Raw genomic sequence first — 26,834 nt, 5'->3', positions numbered from 1 at the left:
TGTACCAGTAGCTGGCTGCTTTCGAGCCTGTGCTACCGTCAGGAGTATGTTTTCTGGCTCAGCAGGGCCTTGGCGGTCAAATTGGATACTTTCAGGCCGATACGCTGAGCTGTCCGGGAATAGCTGTTGTCAAAATAGGCCATTTTCTCCGGCCTGTTGGGCTGGGAGAGAAACATCTTGTCATATACTTCACTCAGCATCTGCCGTGCCTTGTCAAACCTGGGAACATCCATGTCCAGCTCGGTCCACATGTCGGGGTAGGGTTTCACCTCAAAACCTTTTGTATTCATCTACGTTCTCCTCATATGTTGATAACACTGTCGGCCATCTGCATGGCGGTAACGATATCCAGCATATTGGTGGTTTCACCGACCTGTTTCTTGTCCAGGAGTTGAAAATGGTTCAGGCAGGTGCCGCAGACCAGGATCCGCACATTGTTTTCACCAAGTTCTTGCAGGACCGGTACCGCCTCGGAGCCTTCCACGGTAAGAAAGACGCCGCTGTTGACAAAAACGAGTTGCCACAGGTCCGGCCCCATCTCCTTTAACGTCTTGAGAAAATTGAGGAGAAGCCCCGTGCCCAACCCGTCATCACCGTGGCCCATCCGGTTTGTACCCACCATGACCATGATCTTTCTGGTGACAACACCGTCCTCCGGCTCCGGAAACGCCATAATTTCGCAGCGCTCCCCCTTGCGGGTGCCTGCCACACGAAAATCGGAGCCTGTTTTTTCAACGGTAACCTGAAAGTCGTTGTGCTTCAGAAACCGGCTGACATTCTCCCTGGCCGCCTCGTTGTCAACGATGACCGCGATTGCGGCCGGGCTCTCCTGCTCCAGGACATCCCTGATCTGCAGCACCGGGGCAGGGCAGGCCAGGCCCCGGCAGTTGATCTCTTTTGTCATATGATGTCCTCCAATGTTTCTTTCACCATGATCCCTTCCCCCGGGTCCGTCACGACCTCGCCGACGATCGCCGCTCCGGCTGTCCCCCGGTCAATCTTTTTCAATTTTCAGCAGCAACCACTGCCCGAACATGAGCCGCCGCAACCGCCTGCACTTCCGGGCAGGGGGTTGTCCGAAGTAATGGAAAAGCCGCCTCTGTCACCGCAGCCGCACCCGGAACTCTTTTCAAGGTAATCAACCGTCACCCTGCCGCAGGATTGAGCTAAATCCTGGTCGAGAAGCAAGGTGAAGGTTTCATTTTCGTGGGTATGGTCAGTGTCCTTTTTCCCATCCAGGGCAAGTCCCAGGGATGGACCGCCGCAGCCGTTCATGACGGCAATGCGAACCGGTGAGTCAATATTATTTTCTCTCAGATAAGCGGCGAGTTTTTCCGCTGCCAACTCGGTAATCTCAATCATCCGTGTTCTCCTTGTTTTGGTTTTTGATTTCATTTTTGTACAATTTGTTATGGTTTTTTCTGGGCCCTGTTCTTTTCCAACAGCCGCGTAATCGTCTCACCGGTTTTACATCCTGTCTCCCTCCGGTAAACCTGTCAGCGCCTTGTCACACTTCTTTTGAACCAGCGCCACGATAGCTCCCCTGGAAAAATCTTTTGTTTTCATCATCTCCCGGCCGGCGTTGATCAGGCCGATGCGTATTTTCCGTCCTCGTGCCGCCTCGGCGGCCTGTGCCAGTTGACGGCGTACGACCTCCTGTTCCACGCCTTCCGCTTGGCCCAACGGTCCCAGCTCCCTGATTTTATGAGTAAACGATGTGATAATCCTGACAAAATTCGGGCCTTCTGCGGCAGAGGCCCAATCGATCAGGAACCTTTCACGGGCAATACCGAGCCGTGCCAGCATTTCGTGGACCAGGGAGGCTGTAACCAGGGCGTGGTAATTGCCGTCCTGGTAATGGCATTCGCCGGGATGACAGCCGCCGACAAAGATACCGTCCGCACCGCTTGCCAATCCTTCCAGGGGAAAGGAAGGATCAAGCCGTCCTGTACACATGATACGGATGACTCGCAGGTTGGGCGGATACTGGTAGCGGCCCACCCCGGCTGAATCGGCGGCGGTGTAGCAGCACCAGTTGCATAAAAAACCTAAAATATTGGGGGTATATTCAGTTGCCATTATTTACGCTCCTTGAGGATTGAAGGCATGGACCTGGGAGAGGATGGCGTCATAGGTGAAGCGGCCCATGTCAATGGCCATAGTCGGGCAGCGGGCGGCGCAGACCCCGCAGCCCTTGCAGGATGCGGCGGTGGTTCGGGCCCTGCGGCGCCTGTCTTCCTTATAAAGTTGAATCGCGCGGTACGGACAGAATTTTTCGCAGGCCCCGCAGCCGATGCACTTATCGGCATCAACACTTGAGACAATAGGTTCCGGAGTGATACTCCCTTTGGCAAGGGGCTGACAGGCGCGGCCCGCGGCAGCCTGGGCCTGGACAATGGATTCATCAATTGGTTTCGGAGAATGGGCAAGCCCGCAGACAAAAACGCCGTCCACCGCCAGGTCCACCGGCCGCAGTTTGACATGGGCCTCCAGGAAAAACCTGTCACTGGTGAGCGGTACCTTGAGAAGCTTGGCCAGGGTGCCGGAGTCATCAGCCTCAATACCGGTTGCGAGAATGAGCAGGTCAACGCTTAGTTCCAGCTCTTCCCCGAGAATCGGGTCGAAAAACTTCACCGTGGGTTTGCTGCGGGCGCCTTTGCTTACCGTCACAACAGGAGGCCGCTCCGGGGTGTAGCGGGTGAAGATGACCCTGAGTTCACGGGCCTTGCGAAAGTCATCCTCCATGAAGCCATAGGTACGCATATCCCGGTACAGGACGGTAATTTGCGTCTCCGGACGGACTTCCTTGATCCTTAAGGCGTTTTTTACCGCCTGCCCGCAGCAGACGCGACTACAGTAAGAAAGATCATCTCCCCTCGATCCGACACACTGAATCATGACGATCTGTCGGCAGTTGGCCGGCAGAGGTTTCTTCCTGGCCAGGCGTTGCTCCAGGTCGATCTGGGTCAGAACCCGGCTTGATTCACCGTATCCGAAACATTGCGGGATATACGGTTTGCCGCCGGAGGCCAGGACCACGACACCGTGATTGACCACCGTAGTACCTTGCGGTCCTGTGATTGTGGAAGTGAAATTGCCGACATAGCCGGAAATAGCACTGAGTTCCGCCCTGGTTATCACGGTGATCTTCGGGTGGCGCCGTACCTTGGTGCTCAGTTCCCCGACCGCCTGGCGGGGATCGTTGCCATGCCGGTCCCGTGTAAGGAGCACCGCACGCCCACCAAGTTTGCGCGCCCTCTCTATCAGGGTACATTCAAAGCCCTGGTCGGCAATAGTCAGCGCCGCTGTCATTCCGGCAAGCCCGCCGCCCACCACCAGGGCTGCGGGAGTCACCGGCAACTCCTGCTCCACGAGAGGGGTTAGCAGGCAGGCCTTGGCCACCGCCATACGCACCAGGTCCCTGGCCTTTTCCGTTGCCGCCTCCTTTTCGTGCATGTGGACCCATGAACACTGGTCCCTGATATTGGCCATTTCAAAAAGGGATCGGTTCAATCCTGCCGCGCGCATGGTCGATTGAAAAAGGGGTTCATGGGTCCGGGGAGTACAGGCGGCGACCACCAACCGATTCAACGTATGTTCGTTGATGATCTCGACGAGATGTTCCTGGCTGTCCTGGGAACAGGAGTACAGATTGTCGGTTGCGTAGACCACGTTGGGCAATGTCCGGGCGTAATCCCGCACCTCCGGCACATTGACCACCCCGCCGATATTGACTCCGCAGTGGCAGACAAAGACGCCGATGCGTGGCTCTTCGCCCGAGATATCACGTTCAGGCGGAAAAGATGGGGCAAGGGCTTCATTGTTTCTGGCCGGGGCCAACAGACCGGAGCAGAGTCCGGCCACGCCGCCGGCCTGGGTAACGCTGTCAGGGATGTCCTTGGGACCCTGAAAGGCGCCGATTACATAGACCCCGGGCCGGCTGGTGGCAAGCGGTGCGCAGGGGGCGGTGGCGGCAAATTGATAATGGTTCAGATCGATACCGGCGGCTGCGGCAAGCTGCTCCGCGTCATCCGGGGCTTCAAGACCCTGGGAGAGGACAACCAGGTCGAATTTTTCGTAATGATGTTCGCCTGAGTCATCCGCCCAGGTGAGGAGCAGACCGCCGTCGAAGACATCCTCCACCCGTGGAGGCCTGGCATAAATGACCCGGAAATTGTTTTCGGCAACGGCACGCTGGCGGGCCGCGTCAAACCCCTTGCCATGGGTGCGGACATCCATATAGAACAAGGTGATCTCGACATCCGGGTCGTGCTCACGGGCCAGTGTTGCCTGCTTGATGGCATACATGCAGCAGACCGACGAGCAGTAGTTGTTGCCGCAGGTTACGTCCCGGGAGCCGATACATTGCAGAAAGGCAATTTTTTTCGGATGCTTCCGGTCGCTGATCCGCAGGATTTCACCATCCGTGGGACCGCTGGCGCACATCAGCCGTTCATGTTCAAAGGCGGTGAGCACATCGTCGAATTTCCCCCAACCATACGAGCGCAGTACCTCATTGTTTATCCTGCCAAACCCGGGGGCAAGAACCACGGCCCCGACCGGAATGTCAACAGTCTCTTCCTGGTCTTCAAAACGAACGGCGCCCGCCCGGCAGACCACGGCGCACAGACCACAGGTCTGGTGGTTGAGCCGCAGGCAGGTCTTGGGGTCGATATGGTAACTGGCAGGTACCGCCTGGGCATAATCGATATGGGCGACATGGGTGCTACGGAGATCTTCATTATAGTCATCGCCGATCTCCTTCAGGCAATACAGGCTGCACTGCCCGCAGCCGGTACAGACCTCTGGATCAATGTAACGGGGCCGCTTTCTGATCCTGGCGGTAAAATGACCAGGTTCGCCATCCAGGGTCATCAGTTCGGATTTGGTAAGGATTTCAATATTGGTGTCCCGTCCGGCCTCGACCAGTTTAGGGGCAAGAATACACAGGGAACAGTCATTGGTGGGAAAGGTCTTGTCGAGCCGCGCCATGACCCCGCCGATGGCGCCGCTCTTTTCCACGAGATAGACCTTGTAGCCGAGTTCCGACAAATCCAACGCCGCCTGGACACCGGCTACACCGCCGCCGATCACCATTACGGCGCCGCTGGTGGAGATGGATTGATTCGTGAGAGGTGGAGCATTCATGAAGGCTTCCTCCTTTAAGGATCAAGATGCATTATGGCCTGAAGAAACAGGCTGTATGCGTCCTTGCTCCTTACGAGGTGAAGCCCTCACATAAAGGGTGGGGTCAACAGATAAGGGGGAGGGAAAACATTGCGCCTGTTCTTCGTGCAACCCGGACCGGGTTGCTCGTCAAACGCAACGTTCAGTGTGATAAGCAGGTGAAATGGTACATCTTTTTATCTTGTTACCTTGTGTGAAGATCTGTTTGGAATACTCATAAATACATGAAATAAACCTATGGGTCAAATGGAAAATATCGATATGAGAACATCGTAACAGAAACCGTAGCACCATGTGGGTACACCCTGTGCCAACCGGTTGCCGACGGTACTGGAAACAAAGGCCGAACCGACAGGTCCTGCTGAAATTATCAATTGGAGAGCCGGGCTTGTCACCACGTAACAGTTCGCCGCTACTGGCAACCGTTTTGAATTACAGATAATGTATGTAAAAGGAGTTCAGCTGTGTGTGATCCGCGGCTGGACGGCAGCTAAGCGAGCGCAGCGAGACCCTGATGGCCCGCTCTATGGGGGGCAGGCGCGTGCGCATGCAGGTAAGCGCAGACTTCGGATGGCGTGCTGCTGAATTGTAAGCCCTCGCAGGATGACCAACCATCGGTTTCCCCCCTCTCCACTCCTCATTCCCCCGGGCAATGGAACGGCAAAACAGGATCATCTGTCCGGGGGACTGGCTGATCCGTCGCGCCGAAACCATGAATGATCCTGGCGATAGCCTTTTTCCAGACTAAAAAATGGTTGCACAAAAAAAATAACCATATATTATCGGTAATATTTTTTTTGAAATAGTAATACATGGCGGGCGGAAGATTATCAGCAAGGTTGTTGCTGGGTGGGCGACAAATGCAGGCAATAAGCAGGGCAAAAGGCGGATGTTGTGTCGTTGAGTCTTGCCATTTCGACAAGATCAGAGGGGAGCGCGGACGGCCCCATGGCATGCCCCCGGTCGCGGATGTTGTCTCCCGGGGGATTTGGCCCGCCAGTTTTGCTGGCCAGTGGTTGCCGATGACCTGTCACTCCGCAAAGGCCGCCCGAAAAAACCGTGAGACCCGGGTATTGCCAGTCTCATCGGCATCGTCGGCCCGTTCTTCCACCTTGAATCAGCAGCGGGGGGCAGCGACAAGATGATGGCCCTGCTTGCCAGAGGCGGCATCCTGGTGGGGCCGATCCTGCTCTGCTCGGTGGTTGGGCTCGCTATTTTCACCGAGCGTCTGATCCATTTCATCCGGCTGAAGGTCCGGGAGGATGTCGTGGTAAACGATATCGCCGAACTGATCAGTCAGGGCAAGATAAGGGAAGCCTCCGATCTCGCGAGCCAGGGGGATACCCCCATGGGCCGTATTCTGGTCAACGCCATCGAGGTTCTGGGACAGGACAGGGAAACCCTGGAGACGGTAATAACCCATTCCATGGAAGAGGAGATTCGGAGATCGACCAGATACCTGCAGGCCCTGTCCACCATCGGCAATATCGCGCCGCTGCTTGGTCTGCTTGGCACGGTCCTGGGGATGATCAAGGCGTTCATGGTCATCCAGGAAATGGGGGGCAAGGTGAACGCCGTGGTGCTGGCCGGTGGCATCTGGGAGGCGATGCTGACCACCGCGCTGGGGCTTTTTGTGGCCCTACCCGTCATGGTCGGCCACAGTTATCTGCTCAGCAGGGTCGAAAAACACGAGGCCCAGCTCCGGAACGGCATGGTTCAGTTCATGAAAGCCGTCGGTGTCTGGCAGATGGGGGGGCGGCAATGATTGTTCATCCCAGGCGCCGAGTTATTCAGCCGGTTCAAATCCCCATGACCCCGCTCATCGACATGGTTTTTCTGTTGCTGATCTATTTTCTGCTGACCTCCAACTTCCTGGCCGAGGAAGGGATCTCCGTCAATCCGCCACGGGTAAAAAGCGGAGCGCCCCACGTCGAAGAGGTGCTGACCATCACGGTGGACAGGGAGGGGAACGCTTTTATCGACAGGCAGGAGTTTTCCCGAAAACGCCTGGCAGCCGAGTTGAAGAGGTGTATTGCGGCCAGTCCGGACAGGATAATCGTGGTCAAGGCAGATCGTTCCGTTGAGCTGGAAAAGGCCGTCAGGATTCTTGATCTCGCCAGGATCGCAGGGGCCAGGCGGTTGAGCCTGGCAACAGAAACAGAGTACTGACCCGCTGCCCACCGCCGCTTCTATTCAAAAACACGCGTTCTCCCATGTTGCCATTTTTACGCACGGTGGAGGGGTGTTTTTCACTGTTGGATGACAAGAGTTGCAGGGAAGATGACCGACAGGAGCCGGTTTGCGGCCGCGGAAGACAGGCAGGATGGACGGCGGGAAAGGTCGGATGTGCTGCTGGCCTTTCTGATCGTGATCTCCGTTATCGCGCACGGAGTCGTTATCCGCTATGCCGAGTTCGACAGGAAAAGGGACCTGCCCCCCATCGAACTGACCTTGCGGACATTGCCACGCAAGACGGCTCCGCGAAAACGGCCGGACAAGCCGGCCCCGCCGGAAGCTCTGAAACGGGTCGTCCCTCATGTCACGCGTCCCGTGCCGCCGCCTGTTCCGCGGCCGGTCGTCCGGGAGGACCCTGTCCCCGATCCTCCTGTTATCCGGGAAAAAACGGCGCCAGTGGAAGTTGCGGCTTCCATGCCGGCCGCCCCGGTCGTCAGAAGTCTGCCGCTGGGTATCCGGCGGCCGGAGAGACAGGAAGCGAGGACGGTGGAGAAGGATGCCGCGGACAACAATGGCCCTGCGGCATCGCCGGAACCACGCTCCGATCACGGCCCGGAGCTGCGCAACTACCTGCGTCTGATCCGGCAACGTATCGGGCGCTATAAAAAATACCCGCTGGCGGCGAGGCGACGCCGGATCGAGGGGCGGGTCGGTATCCATTTCACCGTATCTGCAACGGGAGAGCTGCAGGAGATAAAGGTTTCCCGAACTTCGGGCCACCGCCTCCTGGACCGGGCTGCCCTGCGGGCGGTGCGGGCTGCATCGCCTCTCCCCCCACCGCCGGTCGGCCTGTCCGCCGGGAACCAGGTGGTGGGGCTGAGTATTGTTTTTGAGTTGAGCAGGTGAATATTGATGGCGTCGCAAAAAGTCCGATTTTCTGCAGCCGTGCTGTGAAGGGACTTGGTGCGATTTGCCGAACAAGTTTCAGGCAACAAGGACATGGAGTGGATCATGAAGAAAAGAGGATGGCTGGTTGTTGTGTTGACGATCTCCTGCTTTTCAGCACCCTTTGCGGGCAGGGCGGAAGAACGGTCCAAACAGGAGGTGATCGGATTGGGTGACATCGTGGTCACCGCCACCAAGACTGAACAACAGATTGATGACGCACCCGGAAGTGTGAGTCGTATCAGCAAAGAGGATCTGAAAAAGCAGAACATCCAAACCGTGGATGATGCTCTCGACATCCTTCCAGGTGTGTTTGTCAAAAGGACAAAAGGATTGATGGACACCACGGCTTCCGTGCGGATGCGGGGTTTCAAGGGTGATCAGTACACTCTGGTTTTACTCGACGGTCAGCCTCTCAATGACGCCTATACCGGCGGATTTGATTGGGGGGCGCTTCCGGTGGGCAACATCGAGAGCATCGAGGTGGTTCGGGGAGCCGCCTCAGCCCTATACGGGGGCAATGCCATGGGAGGCGTCATCAACATCATTACCAGGACACCTGAAAAACTGGAACTCGAGGCTACCGGGGGGTATGGCACCAACAATACCTGGCGTTACCGGTTCAGCGCGGGCAGTCGCTTCCGGGACCGCTTGAGCATCAGGTTTGGGTACGAGGAGGAAAGTACTGATGGATACGAGACCACGCCCGTTGTGCGCTCGATTTCTTCCGGTGACGGGAATGTGGCAGGCGGCTATCCCATGGACGACAAATATGGCGATGCAACACGCTGGGTTGTCGGCGACAAGGGTGAAAACGGAGCGGAACGTCGGTCTGTTAACGGAAAATTAAGCCTGGATTTTTCAGACACAGGTAATCTCTCCATCACCGCTGTTTCAGGGCAACATGAGTATGATTACGGACCGCCCAATACCTACATGGGGACTTTCGGTGATGATTCCACGTATGCCATCGCAGCGCCCGGCCAGCGAGCACAGTTCAGGCCCAACGATTTTATCGGATGGACGGGAATCGGTAAAAATAAAACTGACACCTATACATTGTCTTTCAAGGAACTGTTCGGACAGGTAGAGATCAATGCACAGGCAGGCACCGTACAGGTGGATGACCGCTACACCCTGGAGACAGGAAGTGGATCGGCCGACTACAATAACTCTCCGGGCTCCATGAAAATCACCGAAAACGAAAGCTGGTTTGGTGAACTACGCGGAGATGTTCCTCTTGGTGATTCTCACCTCCTTACACTGGGCACGTCGTATCGCACGGATTCGGCGGATACCAATGACTACGACATTCCTTTTTACCGGAGCTACTCGGGCTCGGGGCCGAGCATCTTTTACTCCGGGGGCCATTCCAAAACCTGGGCCCTGTTCGCCCAGGACGAGTGGCAGCTTCTTGATCCTCTGACCATGTACCTGGGGCTCCGTTATGATTCCTGGAAGGTGTATGACGGTGCTTCGGGAGTACCGGGAGCGGAAACCGGGTATGACAGCAATACTGAATCGGAACTGAGTCCAAAAATCGCCGCTGTATGGAAGCCTTTTGCCGATACCATGGTACGGGCCTCTGTCGGCCATGCCTTCCGTCCACCCACACTCTATGAACTTTATCGAACCTGGCAATCCTGGGGCACGACATATCAGAGTAACCCGGATCTCAAGCCCGAAACCGTCTGGACCTATGAAATGGGCATCGGCCAGTATTTTTTCGACAGGAAAACACGCCTTTCCCTGACCGGATACCGCAATGACATTGACGACCTGATCTATTACCAGGTCGATGGATCGACAAAAACCCGGCAAAATGCCGGAAAAGCACGTACCTATGGGCTGGAGCTGGAAGCTTCGCACAGAGTGACCGATTGGCTCTCCCTCTGGGGCAACTTCACCTATACGGATGCACGGATAATCGACAACCCCACGGATCCTGGCAGCGAGGACAAGCGAATAACCGGTATCCCCGAAACCGCCTGGAACATCGGCCTGGACGCACGATACAAATGGTTCAGGGGAAGCCTGATCGGCCGTTATTGCAGTAAAATCTACAATGACTCGGACAATGAAGATACTGCCGAAGGCGTATACGGCACCTACGAGCCTGCCTTTTTCATGGACGCCAAGTTGACCGTCACGCCTTTGAAGTGGATGGAGGTGTCCCTTTCCGTGGATAATATCCTGGACGAGGAATACTACCAATACTACAAGACTGATGGCCGGACATTTTTCGCCGAACTTACCGTGCGGTATTGATGTGTGGGGTGCTGTGATCAAGAAGGCATTGCACGTCAGTTGGCTGACCGCGACCCTGGTCTTTGTCCTGGTGTTGAACGGGACAGCAGCGTTTAGCGCATCCATTACCGTTCAGGACTCCCTGGGCAGAGAGGTGGGGGTCTCTCTGCCCGTCAACAGGATCGTGGCGCTGAATTCGGATACCCTGGAGGTTCTCCGCACCCTGAAGGCCGAAGATCTTGTCGTGGGTGTGTTCTCCGGGATCAACCGGGAATCCGGCTTCTGGGGTGATCTGGTCAGGAAACCGAAGGTCGGCAGTTGGCAGGATCCGGATATGGAGGCCATCGCTGCGCTCAAACCTGACCTTGTCATCGCCTACAGCCGGAATCCCGGTCCGTTACTGGAACAAAAAATGGCCTTGTTCGGGATTCAGGTACTGCGTCTTGATTTGTATAAGACGGAAACATTGGGGCGGGAAGTGATGGTGCTGGGAAAACTGCTCAAACGTGAAAAAGAGGCCCGGCTTTTTTGCAACTGGCACCGGCAGCATATCGAGATGATACGGAGAAAAATCGATGGAGTCCTGACCCGTCCGGCGGTCTATATCGAAAGCTACACCGACTATCATGCCGCGGGGCCGGGCTCAGGGGGACATGAAATGTGTGCGCTGGCCGGAGGAAGAAATATCGCCGCCGGTCTTTTCATTCCCTATCCTCATGTAACGCCCGAGTGGGTGGTATCCGAGAATCCCGAAGTGATTATCAAGGCGGCATCCTGTGGAAACGGTTATACGCTCAAGGATGCAACCCCCTTCAACCGCCGACGGGATGCCATCCTGAACCGTCCGGCCTGGCGCCACATTACGGCTGTATCAACAGGAAACGTGCATGTCATGGACAGTGCCATCTGGACAGGACCCAGGGCCATTATCGGTATTGCCTACATGGCTCGCTGGATACATCCCCATCTCTTTACGGATCTGGATCCCGGTGCCTTACACCGGCAGTACCTGGAGAACTTTCAAGGAGTATCATACAAGGGGGTGTATGTATCGGATTTCTCCAGGCGATGCCTGCCATGAATGCCACTGTCGAAACCCTGTGCCGTCGCTACAGGGAGCGTACCGGTTACAAGGTACTCTTTCTGTGCCTCTCCACGGCTCTGCTGGCGGTGGCGATCATTGCGGGGCTCTCCACCGGTGCTTCCGGGCTCAGCCCGGCAGAGACCATGAGGGCCCTGTTCAGGGAGACCGGCCGTACCCACAGCATTATCTGGATGCTGCGCTTGCCGCGGGTTCTGATGGCGGCACTGGTGGGGTTTGGATTGGGGATCGCCGGAACGGTGTTCCAGGCTATTTTGCGTAATCCCCTGGCTTCGCCCTTCACCCTAGGCGTAGGGTCGGCAGCCGGCTTCGGGGCTGTGACCGTGATTCTTTTTCTGGGCGGCGGTTTTCAGATATACCGCGTGGCCGGCAGCGCCTTTGCCGCCGCGATGGTGAGCGGTTTTTTGATCCTGGCGGTGGCGAGAATGAAGCGGGCCTCCGCCGAGACCATGATCCTGACCGGCATTGCCCAGATGTTCCTGTTTTCCTCCCTTACCTCTCTTTTCCAGTACATGGGCACCATGGAACAGGTCCACGAGGTGGTGTTCTGGTTTTTCGGCAGTCTTTCCAAGGCCGGCTGGCATGAGATCGGCATGGCCACTGTCCTGATCCTGGCGCCCCTGCCCCTGCTGCTGCGCCGCGGCTGGGATTTCAATCTTCTGGCCGGGGGTGACGAATCAGCCATGGCCCTGGGCGTGGATGTTGAAAGGCTCCGCATGTGGGGCGTTATTGCCGGTTCGCTCATGACTGCCGGCAGCATCTGTTTCACCGGTGTCATCGGTTTTGTGGGACTGGTGGCCCCCCATATCACTCGCATGGTGATAGGGTCCGATCACCGTTTTTTATTGCCTGCCGCCGGCCTTGTGGGAGCCGTGGTGGTGGTGGCCGCCGACACATTGGGACGCACCCTGTGGACACCCCGGGTGATCCCCATAGGCATCATGACCTCGTTTATCGGCGTGCCTTTTTTTTTCTATCTCCTGCTGCGGCGCACCAGGGAGTACTGGTAATGCTTCAGGTCTTGAATCTTGCTTTCAATTATAATGGCTCACCCATCCTCAAGGGGGTCGATATCGACGTGCGGAAAGGCCGCATGGTTACTCTTGCGGGGCCCAACGGGGCGGGAAAAACCACCTTGCTCAAATGTATTGCCGGTATTCTCGAGCCTGCTGGCGGCGCGGTACTGATCGAGAGCCAGGATGCCGGAGACATGCACCGTAAAGAGCTGGCCCGGCGGTTAGGGTATGTCCCTCAAAGCGAGACCCTGCGGTTCCCCATGACCGTGTTTGAAACGGTGTTGACCGGCAGGAGTCCGCATATGGCGTGGAGGCCTTCTCGCAAGGACTTGGAATATTCCGCTCGAATCATTGAAGAAATGAATCTGGGCGACCTGGCCATGCGGGATATGGACAGCCTCAGCGGGGGACAGGCCCAAAAGGTGCTCCTGGCCAAGGCCCTGGCCCAGGAACCGGATTACCTGTTGCTGGATGAACCTACCAGCAGCCTGGATCTGCATCATCAACTGGAAGTACTGGAACTGGTAAGCGGGCTGGTTGAAACCAAGGAGATGGGTGCCCTGGTGGCCATGCACGATTTGAACCTGGCGGCCCGTTTTTCACACACCATCTTGTTGATACGGCAGGGGGAGATATTTTGCCAGGGGACGCCTCGGGAGGTGATTACGCCTGAGAATATTCACGCGGTCTACAGGGTGGAAGCTGTTGTACGTCATGGCAACGGGCATCCCTATGTTCAGCCCTTACGGTGTGTGGCCGACAATGAAAACGCATGAACCTGCCGGGTTGAAAGTGACGAGTGAGGATACAGCAGGATGAAAACAGAGCCAATTCGCATCGCCTCTATCATGTGGGGATCCTATCTGCCAGCCTTTTTGGCGGCAGCCGATGCCAGTCCCCATGTAGAGTTGAGGATTTTTTCGCAAAAAGAAATAGAAAACAACGCCGATACCCTTGAAAGTTTCTGGAAAGCCGCGGTAAAAGCCGATGCCATTTTTTTATACTGGACGACTGACGGGTTTTGGGAGGAGATCAGCGCCCGCATTGACGATATCGCCGGGGCCAAGACCATTGTGACCACCTCTTTTGATCCAACCAACTGGGGGCGCAACGCCACCGTGGATCTGTCGACCTGCGCCAGGGCTTACGCCTATCTCGCTGAGGGGGGACAGGATAATTACCAGCGCCTGCTTGAGTTCGTGGCCCACCAGGTCGATGCCGGGATTCCCGTACGCGAACCCGTGCCCCTGCCATGGCAGGGTATTTTGCAGCCGCCGGACCAGACAGTCTATGAGACAGTGGAAGAGTACAGAAAGGTGTATCCGGAACATCATGCAGACACAGTGGGGCTGCTCTTTTCACGGCACGCCTTTATCAACACCGATACAGCGCTGGAGAGGGCCCTTGTCGAGGCCCTGCAAATGCACGAACTGAACGTGCTGCCGGTTTTTTCCCACGGCACACCGGACAGTGATGCCGGTGCATTGGGTCCCATTGAGACGGCAAGACGCTATTTCACCGGTCCGGATGGCAAGGCGTGCATAAGTGCGTTGGTCAACCTGCACTTTTTCTTTCTTGGCCGCGAAACAGGCGGCGATATTTCGGAGACAGGCGTGGCGGCCCAGTCAGTGGCCTTTTTCAAGGAACTCAATATACCGGTCTTCAAGCCGGTGGTCTCCTACAGCAAATCCATTGCCGAGTGGGAGGAAGATCCACAGGGCCTTATGGCCGAGGTGGGCTTCGGCATTGCCATGCCCGAGTTCGAAGGCAACATCGAACCTGTCATCGTGGCCTGCAGCCGCAAACTTGCCGACGGACGCAGCGATACGATCTTTGAAATCCGCGAGGTCATCGCCGAACGGCTGACACACATTGCTGATCGTATTGCCAAGTGGGTTCACCTTTCAGCCAAACCGCCCGCGGAACGTAAGGCGGTCTTTGTGCTGCACAAAAACGAGTGCGCCGGCCTGGAGGCCGGTGTGGGCGGTGCAGCCGGTTTGGATTCGGGCGAGAGCGTGGTGCGCATCATGCGGCAGATGCAGGCCGGGGGGTACCAGGTTGAAAACATCCCTGAATCCGGCGAGGCCCTGATGCAGACCATTCTGGCGCGTAAAGCCATTGCCGAGTTCCGCTGGACCACTGTGGATGAAATCGTTTCCAAGGGCGGTCATCTGGCTCTGCTGGAAAATGAAACATATCAACGATGGTTCGAGACCCTGCCGGCAAAAGCACGGGAAGACCTGGTGGAAGCCTGGGGGGTACCGCCGGGACAGGAGATGAACGGAGTGCCACCCAGTATGGTGTTTGAAGACAAACTGGTCATCACCGGGCTCAATTTCGGCAATATCAACGTGATCATGCAGCCCAAGCGCGGCTGTGCCGGCTCGCGGTGTGACGGCCAGGTATGCAGGATTCTGCACGACCCCGATATTCCTCCGCCCCACCAGTATATCGCCACCTACAAGTATATGGAACTTGTTTTCGGCGCCGATGTCATCATCCATGTCGGTACTCACGGCAACCTGGAATGGATGCCGGGCAAGGGTGCCGGGCTCTCGGCGGATTGCTGGCCGGATATCGCCATCGGCAGTGTACCTCATATCTATGTCTACAACGCCGATAATCCTGCCGAAGGGGTGGTGGCCAAACGGCGCAGCTACGCCACTCTGGTGGACCACATGCAGGCGGTGATGGATACGGCCGACACCTATGGCGATCTGCAGGATCTGGAAGACCTGCTGGGCGACTATCAGCGTGCCAGAGGCGTGGATGGTGCCAGGGCCCATCAGCTTGAGCATCTCATCCGGCAAGCCATTGACAGAACCCGGTTTGGCCCGGATATCGAGGCGGTCGAGCCCCGCTCCTTCGACGATGTGGTAGCCCGTTGCCACGAACTGCTGTCCGTCGTCCGCAACAGCCAGACGCGTATCGGCATGCACACCTTCGGCCAGGTACCGGGGGGCGGTGACCGCGCCAGGGTTATCAACACCATCCTGCGTTTTGACAGCGGCAGCCAGCTAAATCCCCGACGGCTGATCTTCGACCTGTGGGGCGAGGATATCTTTGCGGCCCTGAAAACCCCGGGCAGCCGGGGCCGGAACGGAAAGGTCCACGGGGAGATGCTCCATGAGGCCGACCGCAAGGCCCTGGATCTCATCACCCGGTTGATCGCCGGAGGCACCCTGGCCAAGGCGCTGCAGGAGCTTTTCGGTGTCGTCCCCAAAGGCACGTTGCAGGCCCGCTTTGAAGGTTTTGCCGCGCTGGTGCGCGAGATCAATCAACGCGTGGAGGATTCCGCCGAGATCGACGCCCTTCTCAACGCCATGGACGGCGGCCATGTGCCGGCCGGGCCTTCGGGATATCTTTCCAGGGGCAGGTACGATATTCTGCCCACCGGTCGTAATTTCTACAACGTCGATCCCACCCGCATCCCCACCAGGGCTGCCTGGCGTGTGGGTGTTCAACTGGCCGACGCCCTGCTCAAACGCTACATGGAAGAAGAAGGACGCTATCCGGAATCGGTGGGCATGGTATGGCTGGCATCGGACATAATGCGGGCTGACGGCGAGCAGATAGGCCAGATCCTCCACCTGCTCGGAGCCAGGCCCAGATGGAAGGCCAACGGCCAGGTGGACGGCTTTGAGATCGTTCCATCAAAAGAGCTGGGGCGGCCACGGATAGATGTCAACATCAGGGTATCGGGCATCAGCCGTGACTGTTTTCCCGACACGGTCAAGTATGTGGACCAGGTAGTCCAGGCTGTGGCCCTGCTCGTGGAAGCGCCGGAGCAGAATTTCATCCGCAAACACATTGTCGCCCAGGCAACGCGGCAGGGCGTATCCATAGAGGACGAGGAGCAGTTCCGCAAACTGAGCTTCCGGATTTTTTGTGCCCGGCCGGGCGTGTACAAGGCTGGTGTCAATCTGGCGGTACAGGCATCAGCCTGGAAGAGCGAAGGAGATCTGTCCGAGGTCTATGTCTTCTGGAACGGCTACGCCTACGGCGGCGGGAGCGGCGATCCAACTTACGGGGTGCAGGCCCACAGGGAACTGATGGAGAACCTGCGCCGGGTGGAGGTCACCTTTGACAAACACATTTCCGACGAAGGTGATTTTCTCAACTGCTGCGGCTTTTATGGCAACTATGGCGGCATGACCGTGGCCGCCAAGTCCATTTCGGGCAAGACGCCCAGGACCTACTACGGCGACACCCGCGATCCGGCCAATGTCGCGGTCACCGATTTTGCCGAGGAGATGCGCCGCGTGGTTCGAACCAAGCTCCTGCATCCCAAATACATCGAAGGCATGAAGGCCCACGGTTACAAGGGCGCTGGAGACTTGAACAAACGCATCGGTCGCGTCTACGGGTTTGGCGCCACCACCGGCCAGGTGGACGACTGGATTTTTGATGACATTGCCCGGACCTTCGTGCTTGATCCGGAAATGAAAGCCTGGTTCGAAAAGGTCAATCCATGGGCGCTGGAGGAGATAGGCCGCCGCCTGCTGGAGGCTGAAAGCCGGGGGATCTGGAAACCGGATCCCGACCTGTTCGAGCGGCTCAAAGAGGCCTATCTGGACGCGGAAGCATGCCTGGAGGAGACCATCGGCGATGTCCATGGCGATTTTCAAGGCGGCAGTGTGGATGTGATCACTGCCGATGAGGTGGAGAGATGGCAGGCTGCCATGCAGGCCGTCAAGGATAAACAGCAAGGTTGATACGGGCCTTTCCGGTCGGGAACAATGACAATACATGACACTGTTTATCCATTTTCAGCGATCGTTGGGCAAGAACAACTCAAGCTGGCGTTGCTGTTAAATGTGATTAATCCGCGTATCGGCGGGGTGTTGATCCGGGGTGAGAAAGGCACGGCCAAGTCCACGGCAGTGCGGGCCCTGGCCGCCTTGTTGCCCGAGATCGATGTCGTCAAAGGATCCCCTCTGGGATGTGGGCCCGACGAGCAGGATGAAAGGTGTTCCATCTGCCTTCTTTGCAGCTCTCCGCCTCATCACGTTCAACGCCGTGTGCCCGTGGTTACCTTGCCGCTCAACGCCACCGAGGATTGCCTGGTGGGCGGTATCGACTTCGACCAGGCAATCCGCAGCGGCCGGAGGCTGCTGCAGCCGGGCCTGCTGGCCCGGGTCCACCGCGGGATTCTTTACGTGGACGAGGTCAACCTGCTTGACGACCACCTGGTGGACGTGATTCTGGATGCGGCGGCATCGGGCGAGAACCACATCGAGCGGGAAGGTATCTCCTTTGTTCATCCGACGCATTTTGTCCTTGTGGGCACCATGAATCCGGAAGAAGGAGAGCTCAGGCCCCAGCTGTTGGATCGTTTCGGGCTTTGTATCAAGGTAAAGGCGTCTGCCGACAAGGACAGCCGGGTGTTGACCATGATGCGCCGTGAGGCATACGACGCGGACCCGATTGCCTTTAACAGACGATTCGAAGAGGAAAACAGGGCCGTCGCCCGCCGGATCATCCAGGCCCGCGAGATGCTTGCCGGTGTCAGCATGCCCGGACATCTGCGCCCTCTGATCGCCGAGCTCTGTACGGAAAATTCTGTTGCCGGGCACCGGGCCGACCTTGTCATCGAGCAGGCCGCAAGAGCGCTTGCCGCCTACAGGGAACAGCCTGAAGTTACAGTAGAGGAAATACGTGAGGTTGCAGCAATGGCCCTTTTGCATCGTAAACGGGAATCTGCGCCTCCACCGCCGCCGGAACATGATCATGATCACGATCATCGAGACCCTCCCGGGAACAACCAGGAGGAAACCCGGGAGGACAAAGGTCATCAACAGGAGGAGCAGCCACGGGACGGCCAACACTCGCAGCCAGAGGACCTGAACACGGCCGCAGAGGATGAAATGGCGGCGGAATCGCACCAGGAAGAGAAAGAGCGGCACCAGCGGGAAGATGAGCAGGATGTGCAGGAACAGATTTTTGACGTAGGAAATACGTTTAGAGTCAGAAAGTTCACTGCCCCGAAGGACCGGATATTCCGTCGCGGCTCCGGGCGCCGATCCCGTAGCCGGATTTCCAGGAAACAGGGCCGTTACGTCAAAAGCGTCGTTGGCCGGAATACTGACGATGTGGCCCTGGATGCCACGTTGCGGGCAGCTGCTCCCTACCAGCTAAGGCGAAAGAACGGCAACGGCTTGGCGGTGGTCCTGCGGCCGGAAGATATCCGGGGGAAAATCCGGGAAAAGCGGATCGGCAATTTCCTGCTCTTTGTCGTGGATGCCAGTGGCTCCATGGGGGCCCGGGGCCGGATGGTGGCCACCAAGGGGGCCGTCATGTCCCTGCTTCTGGATGCTTACCAGAAACGGGACCGTGTCGCCATGATATCTTTCCGCAAAGACGAGGCCGTGGTGAATCTGCCGCCCACATCCTCCGTCGAACTGGCTGCCAGCCTTCTCAGGGAGATGCCCGTGGGCGGACGTACTCCCCTGTCAGCCGCGTTGGCCAAATCCTATGAAATCCTGAGAAACTATCTTGTTCGCGAACCTGCCGCCCGTCCCATTGCCATCGTTATCACCGACGGCAAGTCCAACACCTCGCTTGGGAAGAAAAAGCCGCTGGACGAGGCCTTTGCCTTTGCCGAACGTATCGCCATGGATGAGCGTATCCGGTGCATTGTGGTGGATACCGAGGTTAAAGGGCTGATAACTTTCAGCCTGGCCCAAAAACTGGCCGATGCGATGAATGCCCGATATTTCAAAATCGAAGACCTGAAAGCAGACACCCTGCTCAACATCGTGCAAGGAGATGCATAAATGTCCCATCTTCATCTGTATCCATTTACCGCCATCGTGGGCCAGGAAAAAATGAAAAAGGCCCTGGTCCTGAACATTATCAACCCCACACTCTCCGGTGTTCTGATCCGGGGGGAAAAGGGAACGGCAAAATCCACGGCGGTTCGTGCCCTGGCGCAGATCCTGCCTGAAATCGAGGTGGTCAGAGACTGTCCGTTTCAGCTTGCCCCCACCGGGAGTCACGGAGTGTGCCAGGAATGTGTCCGTATTGAATGCAGCCGGAGAAGGATGAACAGTGAGCCGGTGGAGACCGTGCGCCGGGGCATTCGGGTGATCGAACTGCCCGTGGGCGCGACGGAAGACCGGGTAGTGGGCACCATGGACATGGAACATGCTTTGAAAAAAGGGGAAAAACGAGTGGAACCCGGTATTCTCGCTGCGGCCCATCGAGGCATCCTCTATGTGGACGAGGTGAATCTGCTGGATGACCACGTGGTGGATGTGCTGCTCGATTCGGCGGCCATGGGCGTCAACACCATCGAACGGGAAGGGATCAGTTTCACCCATCCGGCGCGTTTCACCCTGGTGGGTACCATGAATCCCGAAGAAGGAGAACTGCGCCCCCAGTTGCTTGACCGCTTTGGATTGTGTGTCAACATCGAAGGCATCGCTGAAGCTGAAGCACGGGTGGCCATAATGGAACGGCGGGCCGCCTTTGACGAAGACCCCGAAGGGTTTTGCTCGCAGTGGGAAGAAGAATCGAGGAGGCTGGTGGAAAAAATCGAAAAGGCCGTGGCTCTCTATCCGCGAGTCACTATCGACCGTGAACTGCTTTATGAAATCGCCGGCTATTGTCTGGATGTAGGTGTGGATGGCCATAGAGGGGACATCATTATCCTGAAGACGGCTAAGACCCTTGCAGCCTGCGATGGCCGTGACCGGGTGGGAAAAACCGACATCGATGCGGCCGCGGAGCTGGTCCTGCCCCATCGCATCCGCCGCCAGCCGCTTCAGGATATCGTCGTGGACGTCAAACAGTTACGGGCCAGGGAACAACGCCCGAACACCTCCGGTAACGGCTGATCGCAAGAGTTCTCCCCTATCGGCAATTACTTTGAAATACCGTAATAAATTGTAACAGTTCAGCAGTGCGCCAGATGTGGACAAGCGGCAAGCCGCCGTGTACTTGTGCTCCATAAGGCTTGCCGATCGTCTGCAGATGGTGTGCTGCTGAACTGTTAAGAAATACCGGTAGTTGTGCGGCTGACCAATAGACCCTTTCCGCCCCTGGGCCGATGAAATACCGGAGCAACAGTGATCCGCACAGAACGCCTTGAAAAAAACTATGGCCGCGTCACGGCACTTAAAGGAATCGATCTGGAGGTGGAGCGTGGCGAATTGTTCGCCTTCCTCGGTCCCAACGGTGCCGGCAAAACAACCACCATCCGGATATTGACCGGACTGACCCGCATGACCGCCGGCAGGGTGACGCTCAACGGCTACGATATAGAGAAACAGACACTTGCGGCCAAGAAAGAGTTCGGTCTGGTATCGCAGTATATCAATCTGGACAGCGAGCTTACCCTTTATGAGAACCTGTATGTCCATTGCCGCCTTCATCACATGCCGCGCGGCAGCATAGGCCCGCGCATCGATTCGTTGCTGAACCATGTGGAACTGGAAGAAAAACGTGACACCACGGCCGGTGAACTTTCCGGCGGGATGAAACGGCGGGCGATGATCGCCAGGGCGCTTTTGCATTCCCCTGGAATCCTTTTCCTGGATGAACCTACCGTCGGTCTGGACCCCGGCATCCGCCGACGCGTCTGGGCCCTTGTCAAAAAGATTCAACTGGACGGGGTAATGATTTTTCTTACCACCCACTACCTTGAAGAGGCCGAGCTTCTGGCCGGGCGGGTGGCATTTATCGACAGGGGAAAAATCGTTGCCCTGGATAGCCCGCGAAACCTGATAAAGACCGTGGGTAACTGGGCCGTGGAGGAAATCAAGGGAGAGAGGATGCAGACCCTGTACTTCGACAGTCGGCATCAGGCAAAACGATACGCCGCCGGCCGAGAAAACGGGTTTGCGGTGCGGCGGGTGAACCTCGAAGACGTCTTTTTGAAAATGACGGGCAGAAAAGTGCAATGATACGTGGATGGACAGCGATATATTTCCGGGAAATGCTGATACTCCGACGGCGACTCTACAGGTTGATCGCTACCTGGTCGGTTTCGCCGTTGCTGTATCTCATCGCTTTTGGTTACGCAATGGGGAAAAATATTACCGTCCGGGAACACACCTATATTGAATTTCTGATTCCCGGCCTGGCTGCCATGACCAGCATGACCCAGTCCTTTGCCATTGGCAGCGAAATCAACATCTCCCGTTTTTACTGGCATATCTTTGAAGAGTTCCAGACGGCTCCCGTCACCAACGTCGCCTACGTTATGGGCGAGGTGCTGGCCGGGATGACCCGCGCCCTGCTTGCAGGCACTGTGATCCTTGTCATAGGTGCGTTTTTTGGCATCATCCTTTCTTACAACATCCTCTTCTGGTCGGCCTTTTTGCTGAACAGCCTTGTTTTTTCCTCCCTGGCAGTGGGGCTTGCCATGCTGGTCAGATCCCATGCCGACCAGGCAATGATGACCAGTTTCATCATAACGCCGATGTCGTTTCTGGGCGGGACCTTTTTCCCGCTTGAGTATCTTCCGGCCTGGGCGCAGAAAGCCCTTGTTTTATTGCCTTTTACCCACGCCGCAGGAGCGATACGGGCCTCTTCTTTTGGCATGATGCCGGCGGCAGGTGATTACCTTGTTCTTTCCGGTCTCGGAATTTTGACCTTTGTCTTTGCGGTAGCGACCGTCAACAGGGCCAGGGATTGATTTCACGAGAAGCGGATGGTGGTGAGCAGCTTGTCGGTAACCCCTCACTGGATGGCCAACCATCGGTTTTTTTCGAACATAATGATGTAAGCGCTCTCAGGGGCCGCGGATTTGTGCAGGCGTGCCTGACCGCTATAGCCTACCTATGCGGGCAGGCACGACCGTGCAAAGATGCGGTCCCTGTGCGCGCTTACGATGAATCGTGCCTGTCCGCACAGGTAGGCGTAGACTCCGAATCTGCGGTTTTTGAGATCGACTACACCATTGTAGCTGAAACAACAGGTGGTCGGGTCTCCCTTGGGTGGTTACCTGGCGGGGGATTACGGACGGGTGTTGTTGAGGCGGTGGATGTGGGCCAGGACGTCTTCGGCTGCAAGGGGGGGGCAGATATGGAAGCCCTGCACGGTCTCGCAGCCGAGCCGTGCCAGTTCTTCCAGGATCGCCTTCTGTTCGACACCTTCGGCAATGGGCCTGAGCCCCAGGTTGTTGGCAAGATCGATGGTGGCCTTGACGATGACCATGTCGTTTTCATCCCGGAGCATGTTCATGACAAAGGTCTTGTCGATCTTGAGCTCGGTGGCCGGAAGCTGTTTGAGATTGGAGAGAGACGAGTAGCCGGTTCCGAAATCGTCGACCGCGAACTGGATGCCGAGGCTGTGCAGGTCTTCGATGATCCGGAAGGCCCGGGCCGGATCGGCCATCATGCTGCTTTCGGTGATCTCCAGGGTGATATCGGCGGCATTGACCTGCCATTTGGCCAGCAGGTCTCTGACTTGGCTATAGGTCTCGGAATCGTGCAGGTTCTTGGCCGACAGGTTGATGGCGATGGGGATATGGAATCCTGCCTGCTGCCACTGGTGGAGCTGGGCAAAGGCGCTGTCCAGGACCCGGTAGGTGAGCGGCCTGATCAGGCCGGTCTGTTCGGCGACCGGAATGAAGTCGTCGGGCAGAAGCAGGCCCTCCTGGTCGGGCTGTTGCCAGCGGACCAGGGCCTCCACCCCGCAGACCCGGTGTTCGATCAGGGAGAACTTGGGCTGGTAGTAGAGAACGAGCTGGTCCTTTTCCACGGCCCTGCGCAGATCCACGGTCAGCATCAGCCGGTCCATGGAGTGCTGGTCCTGCTCGGCATCGTAGACCGCGTAGTTGCCCTCGCACCGCTTGGCCTCGTACATGGCGATGTCGGCATGCTGCAGCAGGGTGTCACTCTCCAGGCCATGCTCGGGATACATGGCGATGCCGATACTGATGTCCAGGTGCAGGTCATTGCCTTCGATCTGGAAGCTCTCCTCCATGGCCTGGACGATCTTCTCGGAGATGGCGGCCGCCTTCTCCAGGTTGACGCCGGGCAGGACCACGGCGAATTCGTCGCCGCCGAGGCGGGAGATGGTATCGGACTCGCGGATACAGCTCCGCAGGCGCGGGGCGATGAGCTGGAGCACGTAATCACCGTAGTAGTGGCCCAGGGTGTCGTTGATCTCCTTGAACCGGTCAAGGTCCATGAGCAGGACGGCTATGGGGCTGTTGTTTCTTCTGGCGTCGAGAATGGCCTGATCGATCCGTTCGTGGAGCAGGGCCCGGTTGGGCAGGTCGGTGAGTTCGTCGTGCAGGGCACGGTGACGTTCTATCTCGGCGGCCTTCTGGAGTTCCTCGATGGACAGCAGGCTGAGGCGAACCACGGTGGCCACGAAGATGGAGCCGCCGAACAGGACCAGGGAGACCATCAGCTCGATGAAGGGAACCGTCGAGTGGGTGAGGAGAAGATAGAGGTAGCTGAAGTAGCCGATGATAAAGAAGAGGATGAAGCCGCCCAGGATCCGCCAGGCGGTGAAGTGACGTTCCGCCTTCCGGCAGATACGGTGGGTCGGCAGCAGCGCGATGAGCAGCCCGACAATCCCTGCGGCAACAAAGAAGATGGCAAAGGATTTTATCATGACAACGGCGGGTAGCTCATCTGGCTGTTTCGGTTTCTGGCATGGACACGTTCCGTACCACTACATTTTCAGAATACATAATCATGATGGCGTCGCAAAAAGTCCGATCTACTGCGTTGTAGCGGCTACGGTCAATGCTCGACGTACTACATGTGCGCCTCCGCTTGGCCGATACCGCTACGCCTTGTATATCGAACTTGTATGCTTCGCCATCTTTAGAGGGTGATGGACTTTTTACGGATCCATCAATCATACTGGATGGAAAAAATAAAATAAAATGATTTATGCCGGAGCGGCTGCCTGAATCCTGCCGCAGGCCACGGCATTGTCTGTTGCTATCCAGGTCCGCTGCTGGCGGCACCGGCGCCGGTGGGGGCAGGAAAAAACCCTGGCCTGCAGAAAAGGGTTGCGGGAGGTTTCGGTCATGTTTATAAACTGGTTATTATTCCCAAGTTAAAATTGATGGAGGTACACAAGATGACCGACAGGCGTAATTTCCTCAAGACCTCGGCTGCGGCAGCGACCATCCTGGCATTGGGCAGGGCGGGCACGTCCGTGGCCGCCGACCGGTCTGCCTACAGGGGCATTGTCTACACCAGTGAGAATCCAGGCCATTGGGCAAAGAAGGTGGCCAGTCATGCACCGCAGGTCACCATCGACGGAGACCGGGTCACCATTGTCACCAGGCATCCCATGTCGGCGGCCCATTACATCGTCCGTCATACCCTGGTTCTTGCCGATGGCACCGTGGTGGGGGGCACCACCTTTTCGCCCGCGGACAAGCCCGAGTCCACCTATACCCTGCCGCCAGGCTACAAGGGCGGGGTCTATGCCACCAGCTTCTGCAACAAGCATGATTTCTGGCTGACCGAAACCGCTGTCTAGGCGGGACGGGAGCAAGGGGCCGGGCGGATGCAGCACCGCCGGGGAGGGCCATGCCTGCGGGCATGGCCTTTTTTTGTGTCGTTTCTCTCTGATTGGTGATATTTTCATAACAGAAAAACGGCCGGCTGCCATCTGCCCCGGGCGGAGCAGGGGTATCCAGCTATACGTTCCATGGCACATGTCCCGGTTTTCCAGGGCAGGTGCAACCGTGGCGGCAGGCCGGCACTGTCCCCAATCGCCTGAATCCAGGAACCGATGACGCATTTTCTGCAGCGGCGCGGAAGGTCGCGGCACCAGGCCGGTCCGCGCCGTATCATCCTCCTTATCTGCGCTTCCACCCTTGTCCTGCTGCTGGCCGTGGCCGCCGGCGGTGACCGGGCGGTGCGAATCATCAACGGCAACAGGCAGCGGGCCACCACTGGCCACCTGGTCTTCGAGGTCAATGATTTCATCGTTCACCACTTCACCCGGGCTGCGGTGGAACTGGCCTCTTCCCGGCAGGTCAGGGACGTCTGCACCGGTGGGACCGGGGTGGACAACCCCCGTCTCCTGCAGGTGCTGAGCACGGCCAGGAAGGTCCTGGGCGCCTCCATTGTCTACGTACTTGACCGCTCAGGCACCGTTATCGGCTGTTCGCCCTATGACAACGGCGAGACTCTCACCGGCAGAAACTATGCCTTCCGTCCCTATTTCACCCGGGCCCTTGCCGGGGAACCTTTCCAGTATCCTGCAGTGGGGGTGACCACGGGTCGGCGGGGCCTCTATTTCAGCGCTCCTGTCCGCGGTGTCTCCGGGGCTTCCCCTGACGGGGTCCTGGTCATCAAGATCGGCATGGAGGTCGTGGACTCTTTTTTTTCCACCATCAGCGACAAGCTCGACGCCATGCTGCTTTCCCCCGAGGGGATCGTCTTTGCCGCCACCCGCAGGGAATGGCTTTTCCATGGCGCCCTGCCCCTGGAGCCGGGCACCCTGGCGCGGTTGAAAGAGAGCCGGCAGTTCAGCGACAATATTCTCGAGCCACTGCCCTTTGTCCTGGACCGGCGCATCGTCTCCTACCAGGGGAACAGGTGGCTGGTGGATCTGCAGCCGGTCAATCTCCAAGGATGGCAGGTGGCCTCCCTGCAGCCGGTCCCCTATCCGTGGAGCCTGGTCCTGATGCTGGGCAGCGGGATCGTTTTCACGGCCCTGGTCCTGGTCAACATGACCCTCTATTCCTTCAAGGAACAGCGGCTGGCCGCGGAGATCCGGGCGGGCCGGAAACGCTCCACCCTGGCCGAGGCGGCCCGGCTCGACATGGCCCGTGAACTGGAGGCCATCTTCAGCGCCAGCCTGGTGGGGATTGTCCTGGTACGGCACGGCCGGATCGTCAATGTCAATGATTGCATGTGCAGGATGCTCGGCTACAAAAGGGAAGAGATCATGGATGGCGATATCCGCATCTTTTTTCCCAGTCGTTCCTCGTTCCGCCGCTTTGTCCAGAAATATGCCAGGGAGCTGGCCCGGCGGAACCTGGAACAGATCGAGTATACCCTGCGGCGAAAGGATTCCACCCTCCTGACCTGTCTGCTGAGCGGCCAGGCCATAACCCCGTCCGATCTCTCCCGGGGTGTGGTCTGGGTGGTGGAGGACATCACCCGCCGCAAGGCGGTGGAGCGGGAACTGGAAGAGGCCCGTTGCCAGGCCGAGGCCGCCAGCCGGACCAAGAG

General features: G+C 57.6%; 21 protein-coding genes. 14 read left to right on the top strand and 7 right to left on the bottom strand.

Annotation, left to right across the window (positions count from 1 at the left end):
* Positions 1-38: 38 nt before the first annotated feature.
* From ACXJJY_RS04685 to ACXJJY_RS04665, 5 genes are all read right to left on the bottom strand, one after another.
* Complete coding sequence (locus ACXJJY_RS04685) at positions 39-290, bottom strand: hypothetical protein (RefSeq protein ID WP_456385549.1); 252 nt, start codon at positions 288-290, stop codon at positions 39-41.
* A gap of 11 nt (positions 291-301) precedes the next feature.
* Positions 302-904 carry a sulfurtransferase-like selenium metabolism protein YedF gene (yedF, locus tag ACXJJY_RS04680; protein WP_456385548.1) on the bottom strand — a complete coding sequence of 201 codons (603 nt, stop codon included), beginning with the start codon at positions 902-904 and terminating at the stop codon, positions 302-304.
* Between the two features lie 107 nt (positions 905-1,011).
* Positions 1,012-1,362, bottom strand: a complete 351-nt coding sequence (locus ACXJJY_RS04675; RefSeq protein ID WP_456385547.1) for an IscA/HesB family protein — start codon at positions 1,360-1,362, stop codon at positions 1,012-1,014.
* A gap of 105 nt (positions 1,363-1,467) precedes the next feature.
* On the bottom strand, positions 1,468-2,079 hold the full coding sequence (locus tag ACXJJY_RS04670; RefSeq protein ID WP_456385546.1) for a hydrogenase iron-sulfur subunit: 612 nt from the start codon (positions 2,077-2,079) through the stop codon (positions 1,468-1,470).
* A gap of 3 nt (positions 2,080-2,082) precedes the next feature.
* Positions 2,083-5,148: an FAD-dependent oxidoreductase gene (locus tag ACXJJY_RS04665; RefSeq protein WP_456385545.1), complete on the bottom strand. Its 3,066-nt coding sequence runs from the start codon at positions 5,146-5,148 to the stop codon at positions 2,083-2,085.
* Between the two features lie 1,180 nt (positions 5,149-6,328).
* Here ACXJJY_RS04665 and ACXJJY_RS04660 point away from each other — a divergent pair.
* The 12 genes from ACXJJY_RS04660 to ACXJJY_RS04605 all read left to right on the top strand — a co-directional run bounded on the left by ACXJJY_RS04660 (position 6,329) and on the right by ACXJJY_RS04605 (position 22,312).
* Positions 6,329-6,952 (top strand): MotA/TolQ/ExbB proton channel family protein, encoded by a 624-nt coding sequence (locus tag ACXJJY_RS04660; RefSeq protein WP_456385544.1) that lies wholly within the window; start codon positions 6,329-6,331, stop codon positions 6,950-6,952.
* On the top strand, positions 6,949-7,356 hold the full coding sequence (locus tag ACXJJY_RS04655; RefSeq protein ID WP_456385543.1) for an ExbD/TolR family protein: 408 nt from the start codon (positions 6,949-6,951) through the stop codon (positions 7,354-7,356). The genes ACXJJY_RS04660 and ACXJJY_RS04655 overlap by 4 nt, the downstream gene beginning before the upstream one ends.
* Positions 7,357-7,467: 111 nt before the next feature.
* A complete protein-coding gene (locus ACXJJY_RS04650; RefSeq protein ID WP_456385542.1) occupies positions 7,468-8,268 on the top strand; it encodes a TonB family protein in 801 nt (266 codons plus the stop codon).
* Positions 8,269-8,373: 105 nt separating this feature from the next.
* Positions 8,374-10,575 carry a TonB-dependent receptor plug domain-containing protein gene (locus ACXJJY_RS04645; RefSeq protein ID WP_456385541.1) on the top strand — a complete coding sequence of 734 codons (2,202 nt, stop codon included), beginning with the start codon at positions 8,374-8,376 and terminating at the stop codon, positions 10,573-10,575.
* 13 nt (positions 10,576-10,588) lie between these two features.
* Entirely contained in the window at positions 10,589-11,635 is a 1,047-nt protein-coding gene (locus tag ACXJJY_RS04640; RefSeq protein WP_456385540.1) for an ABC transporter substrate-binding protein, read from the top strand.
* Entirely contained in the window at positions 11,632-12,666 is a 1,035-nt protein-coding gene (locus ACXJJY_RS04635; protein ID WP_456385539.1) for a FecCD family ABC transporter permease, read from the top strand. The genes ACXJJY_RS04640 and ACXJJY_RS04635 overlap by 4 nt, the downstream gene beginning before the upstream one ends.
* Entirely contained in the window at positions 12,666-13,448 is a 783-nt protein-coding gene (locus tag ACXJJY_RS04630) for an ABC transporter ATP-binding protein (protein ID WP_456385538.1), read from the top strand. The genes ACXJJY_RS04635 and ACXJJY_RS04630 overlap by 1 nt, the downstream gene beginning before the upstream one ends.
* Before the next feature lie 39 nt (positions 13,449-13,487).
* Complete coding sequence (gene cobN, locus ACXJJY_RS04625; protein WP_456385537.1) at positions 13,488-17,387, top strand: cobaltochelatase subunit CobN; 3,900 nt, start codon at positions 13,488-13,490, stop codon at positions 17,385-17,387.
* 24 nt (positions 17,388-17,411) lie between these two features.
* Positions 17,412-19,448, top strand: coding sequence for a putative cobaltochelatase (locus ACXJJY_RS04620; protein WP_456385536.1), 2,037 nt, complete (start codon positions 17,412-17,414; stop codon positions 19,446-19,448).
* Positions 19,449-20,510 (top strand): magnesium chelatase ATPase subunit I, encoded by a 1,062-nt coding sequence (locus ACXJJY_RS04615; RefSeq protein WP_456385535.1) that lies wholly within the window; start codon positions 19,449-19,451, stop codon positions 20,508-20,510. It begins immediately after the preceding gene.
* A gap of 231 nt (positions 20,511-20,741) precedes the next feature.
* A complete protein-coding gene (locus ACXJJY_RS04610) occupies positions 20,742-21,578 on the top strand; it encodes an ABC transporter ATP-binding protein (protein WP_456385534.1) in 837 nt (278 codons plus the stop codon).
* A complete protein-coding gene (locus ACXJJY_RS04605; RefSeq protein WP_456385533.1) occupies positions 21,575-22,312 on the top strand; it encodes an ABC transporter permease in 738 nt (245 codons plus the stop codon). The genes ACXJJY_RS04610 and ACXJJY_RS04605 overlap by 4 nt, the downstream gene beginning before the upstream one ends.
* Before the next feature lie 320 nt (positions 22,313-22,632).
* On the opposite strand, the gene ACXJJY_RS04600 is transcribed toward ACXJJY_RS04605, so the two are convergent.
* Together ACXJJY_RS04600 and ACXJJY_RS04595 are read right to left on the bottom strand one after the other, a co-directional pair.
* Positions 22,633-24,243, bottom strand: coding sequence for a putative bifunctional diguanylate cyclase/phosphodiesterase (locus tag ACXJJY_RS04600; RefSeq protein WP_456385532.1), 1,611 nt, complete (start codon positions 24,241-24,243; stop codon positions 22,633-22,635).
* Between the two features lie 282 nt (positions 24,244-24,525).
* Positions 24,526-24,669, bottom strand: a complete 144-nt coding sequence (locus ACXJJY_RS04595) for a hypothetical protein (protein WP_456385531.1) — start codon at positions 24,667-24,669, stop codon at positions 24,526-24,528.
* A gap of 51 nt (positions 24,670-24,720) precedes the next feature.
* Between ACXJJY_RS04595 and ACXJJY_RS04590 the strand changes: the two genes are divergently transcribed.
* Both ACXJJY_RS04590 and ACXJJY_RS04585 read left to right on the top strand, forming a co-directional pair.
* Positions 24,721-25,128 (top strand): desulfoferrodoxin family protein, encoded by a 408-nt coding sequence (locus ACXJJY_RS04590; RefSeq protein WP_456385530.1) that lies wholly within the window; start codon positions 24,721-24,723, stop codon positions 25,126-25,128.
* 255 nt (positions 25,129-25,383) lie between these two features.
* On the top strand, positions 25,384-26,834 hold a 1,451-nt coding region (locus tag ACXJJY_RS04585; RefSeq protein ID WP_456385529.1), incomplete at its 3' end, for a PAS domain-containing protein.

The organism is Desulfolithobacter sp., from assembly GCF_054025815.1.
This window is presented reverse-complemented; position numbering and strand designations above follow the sequence as displayed.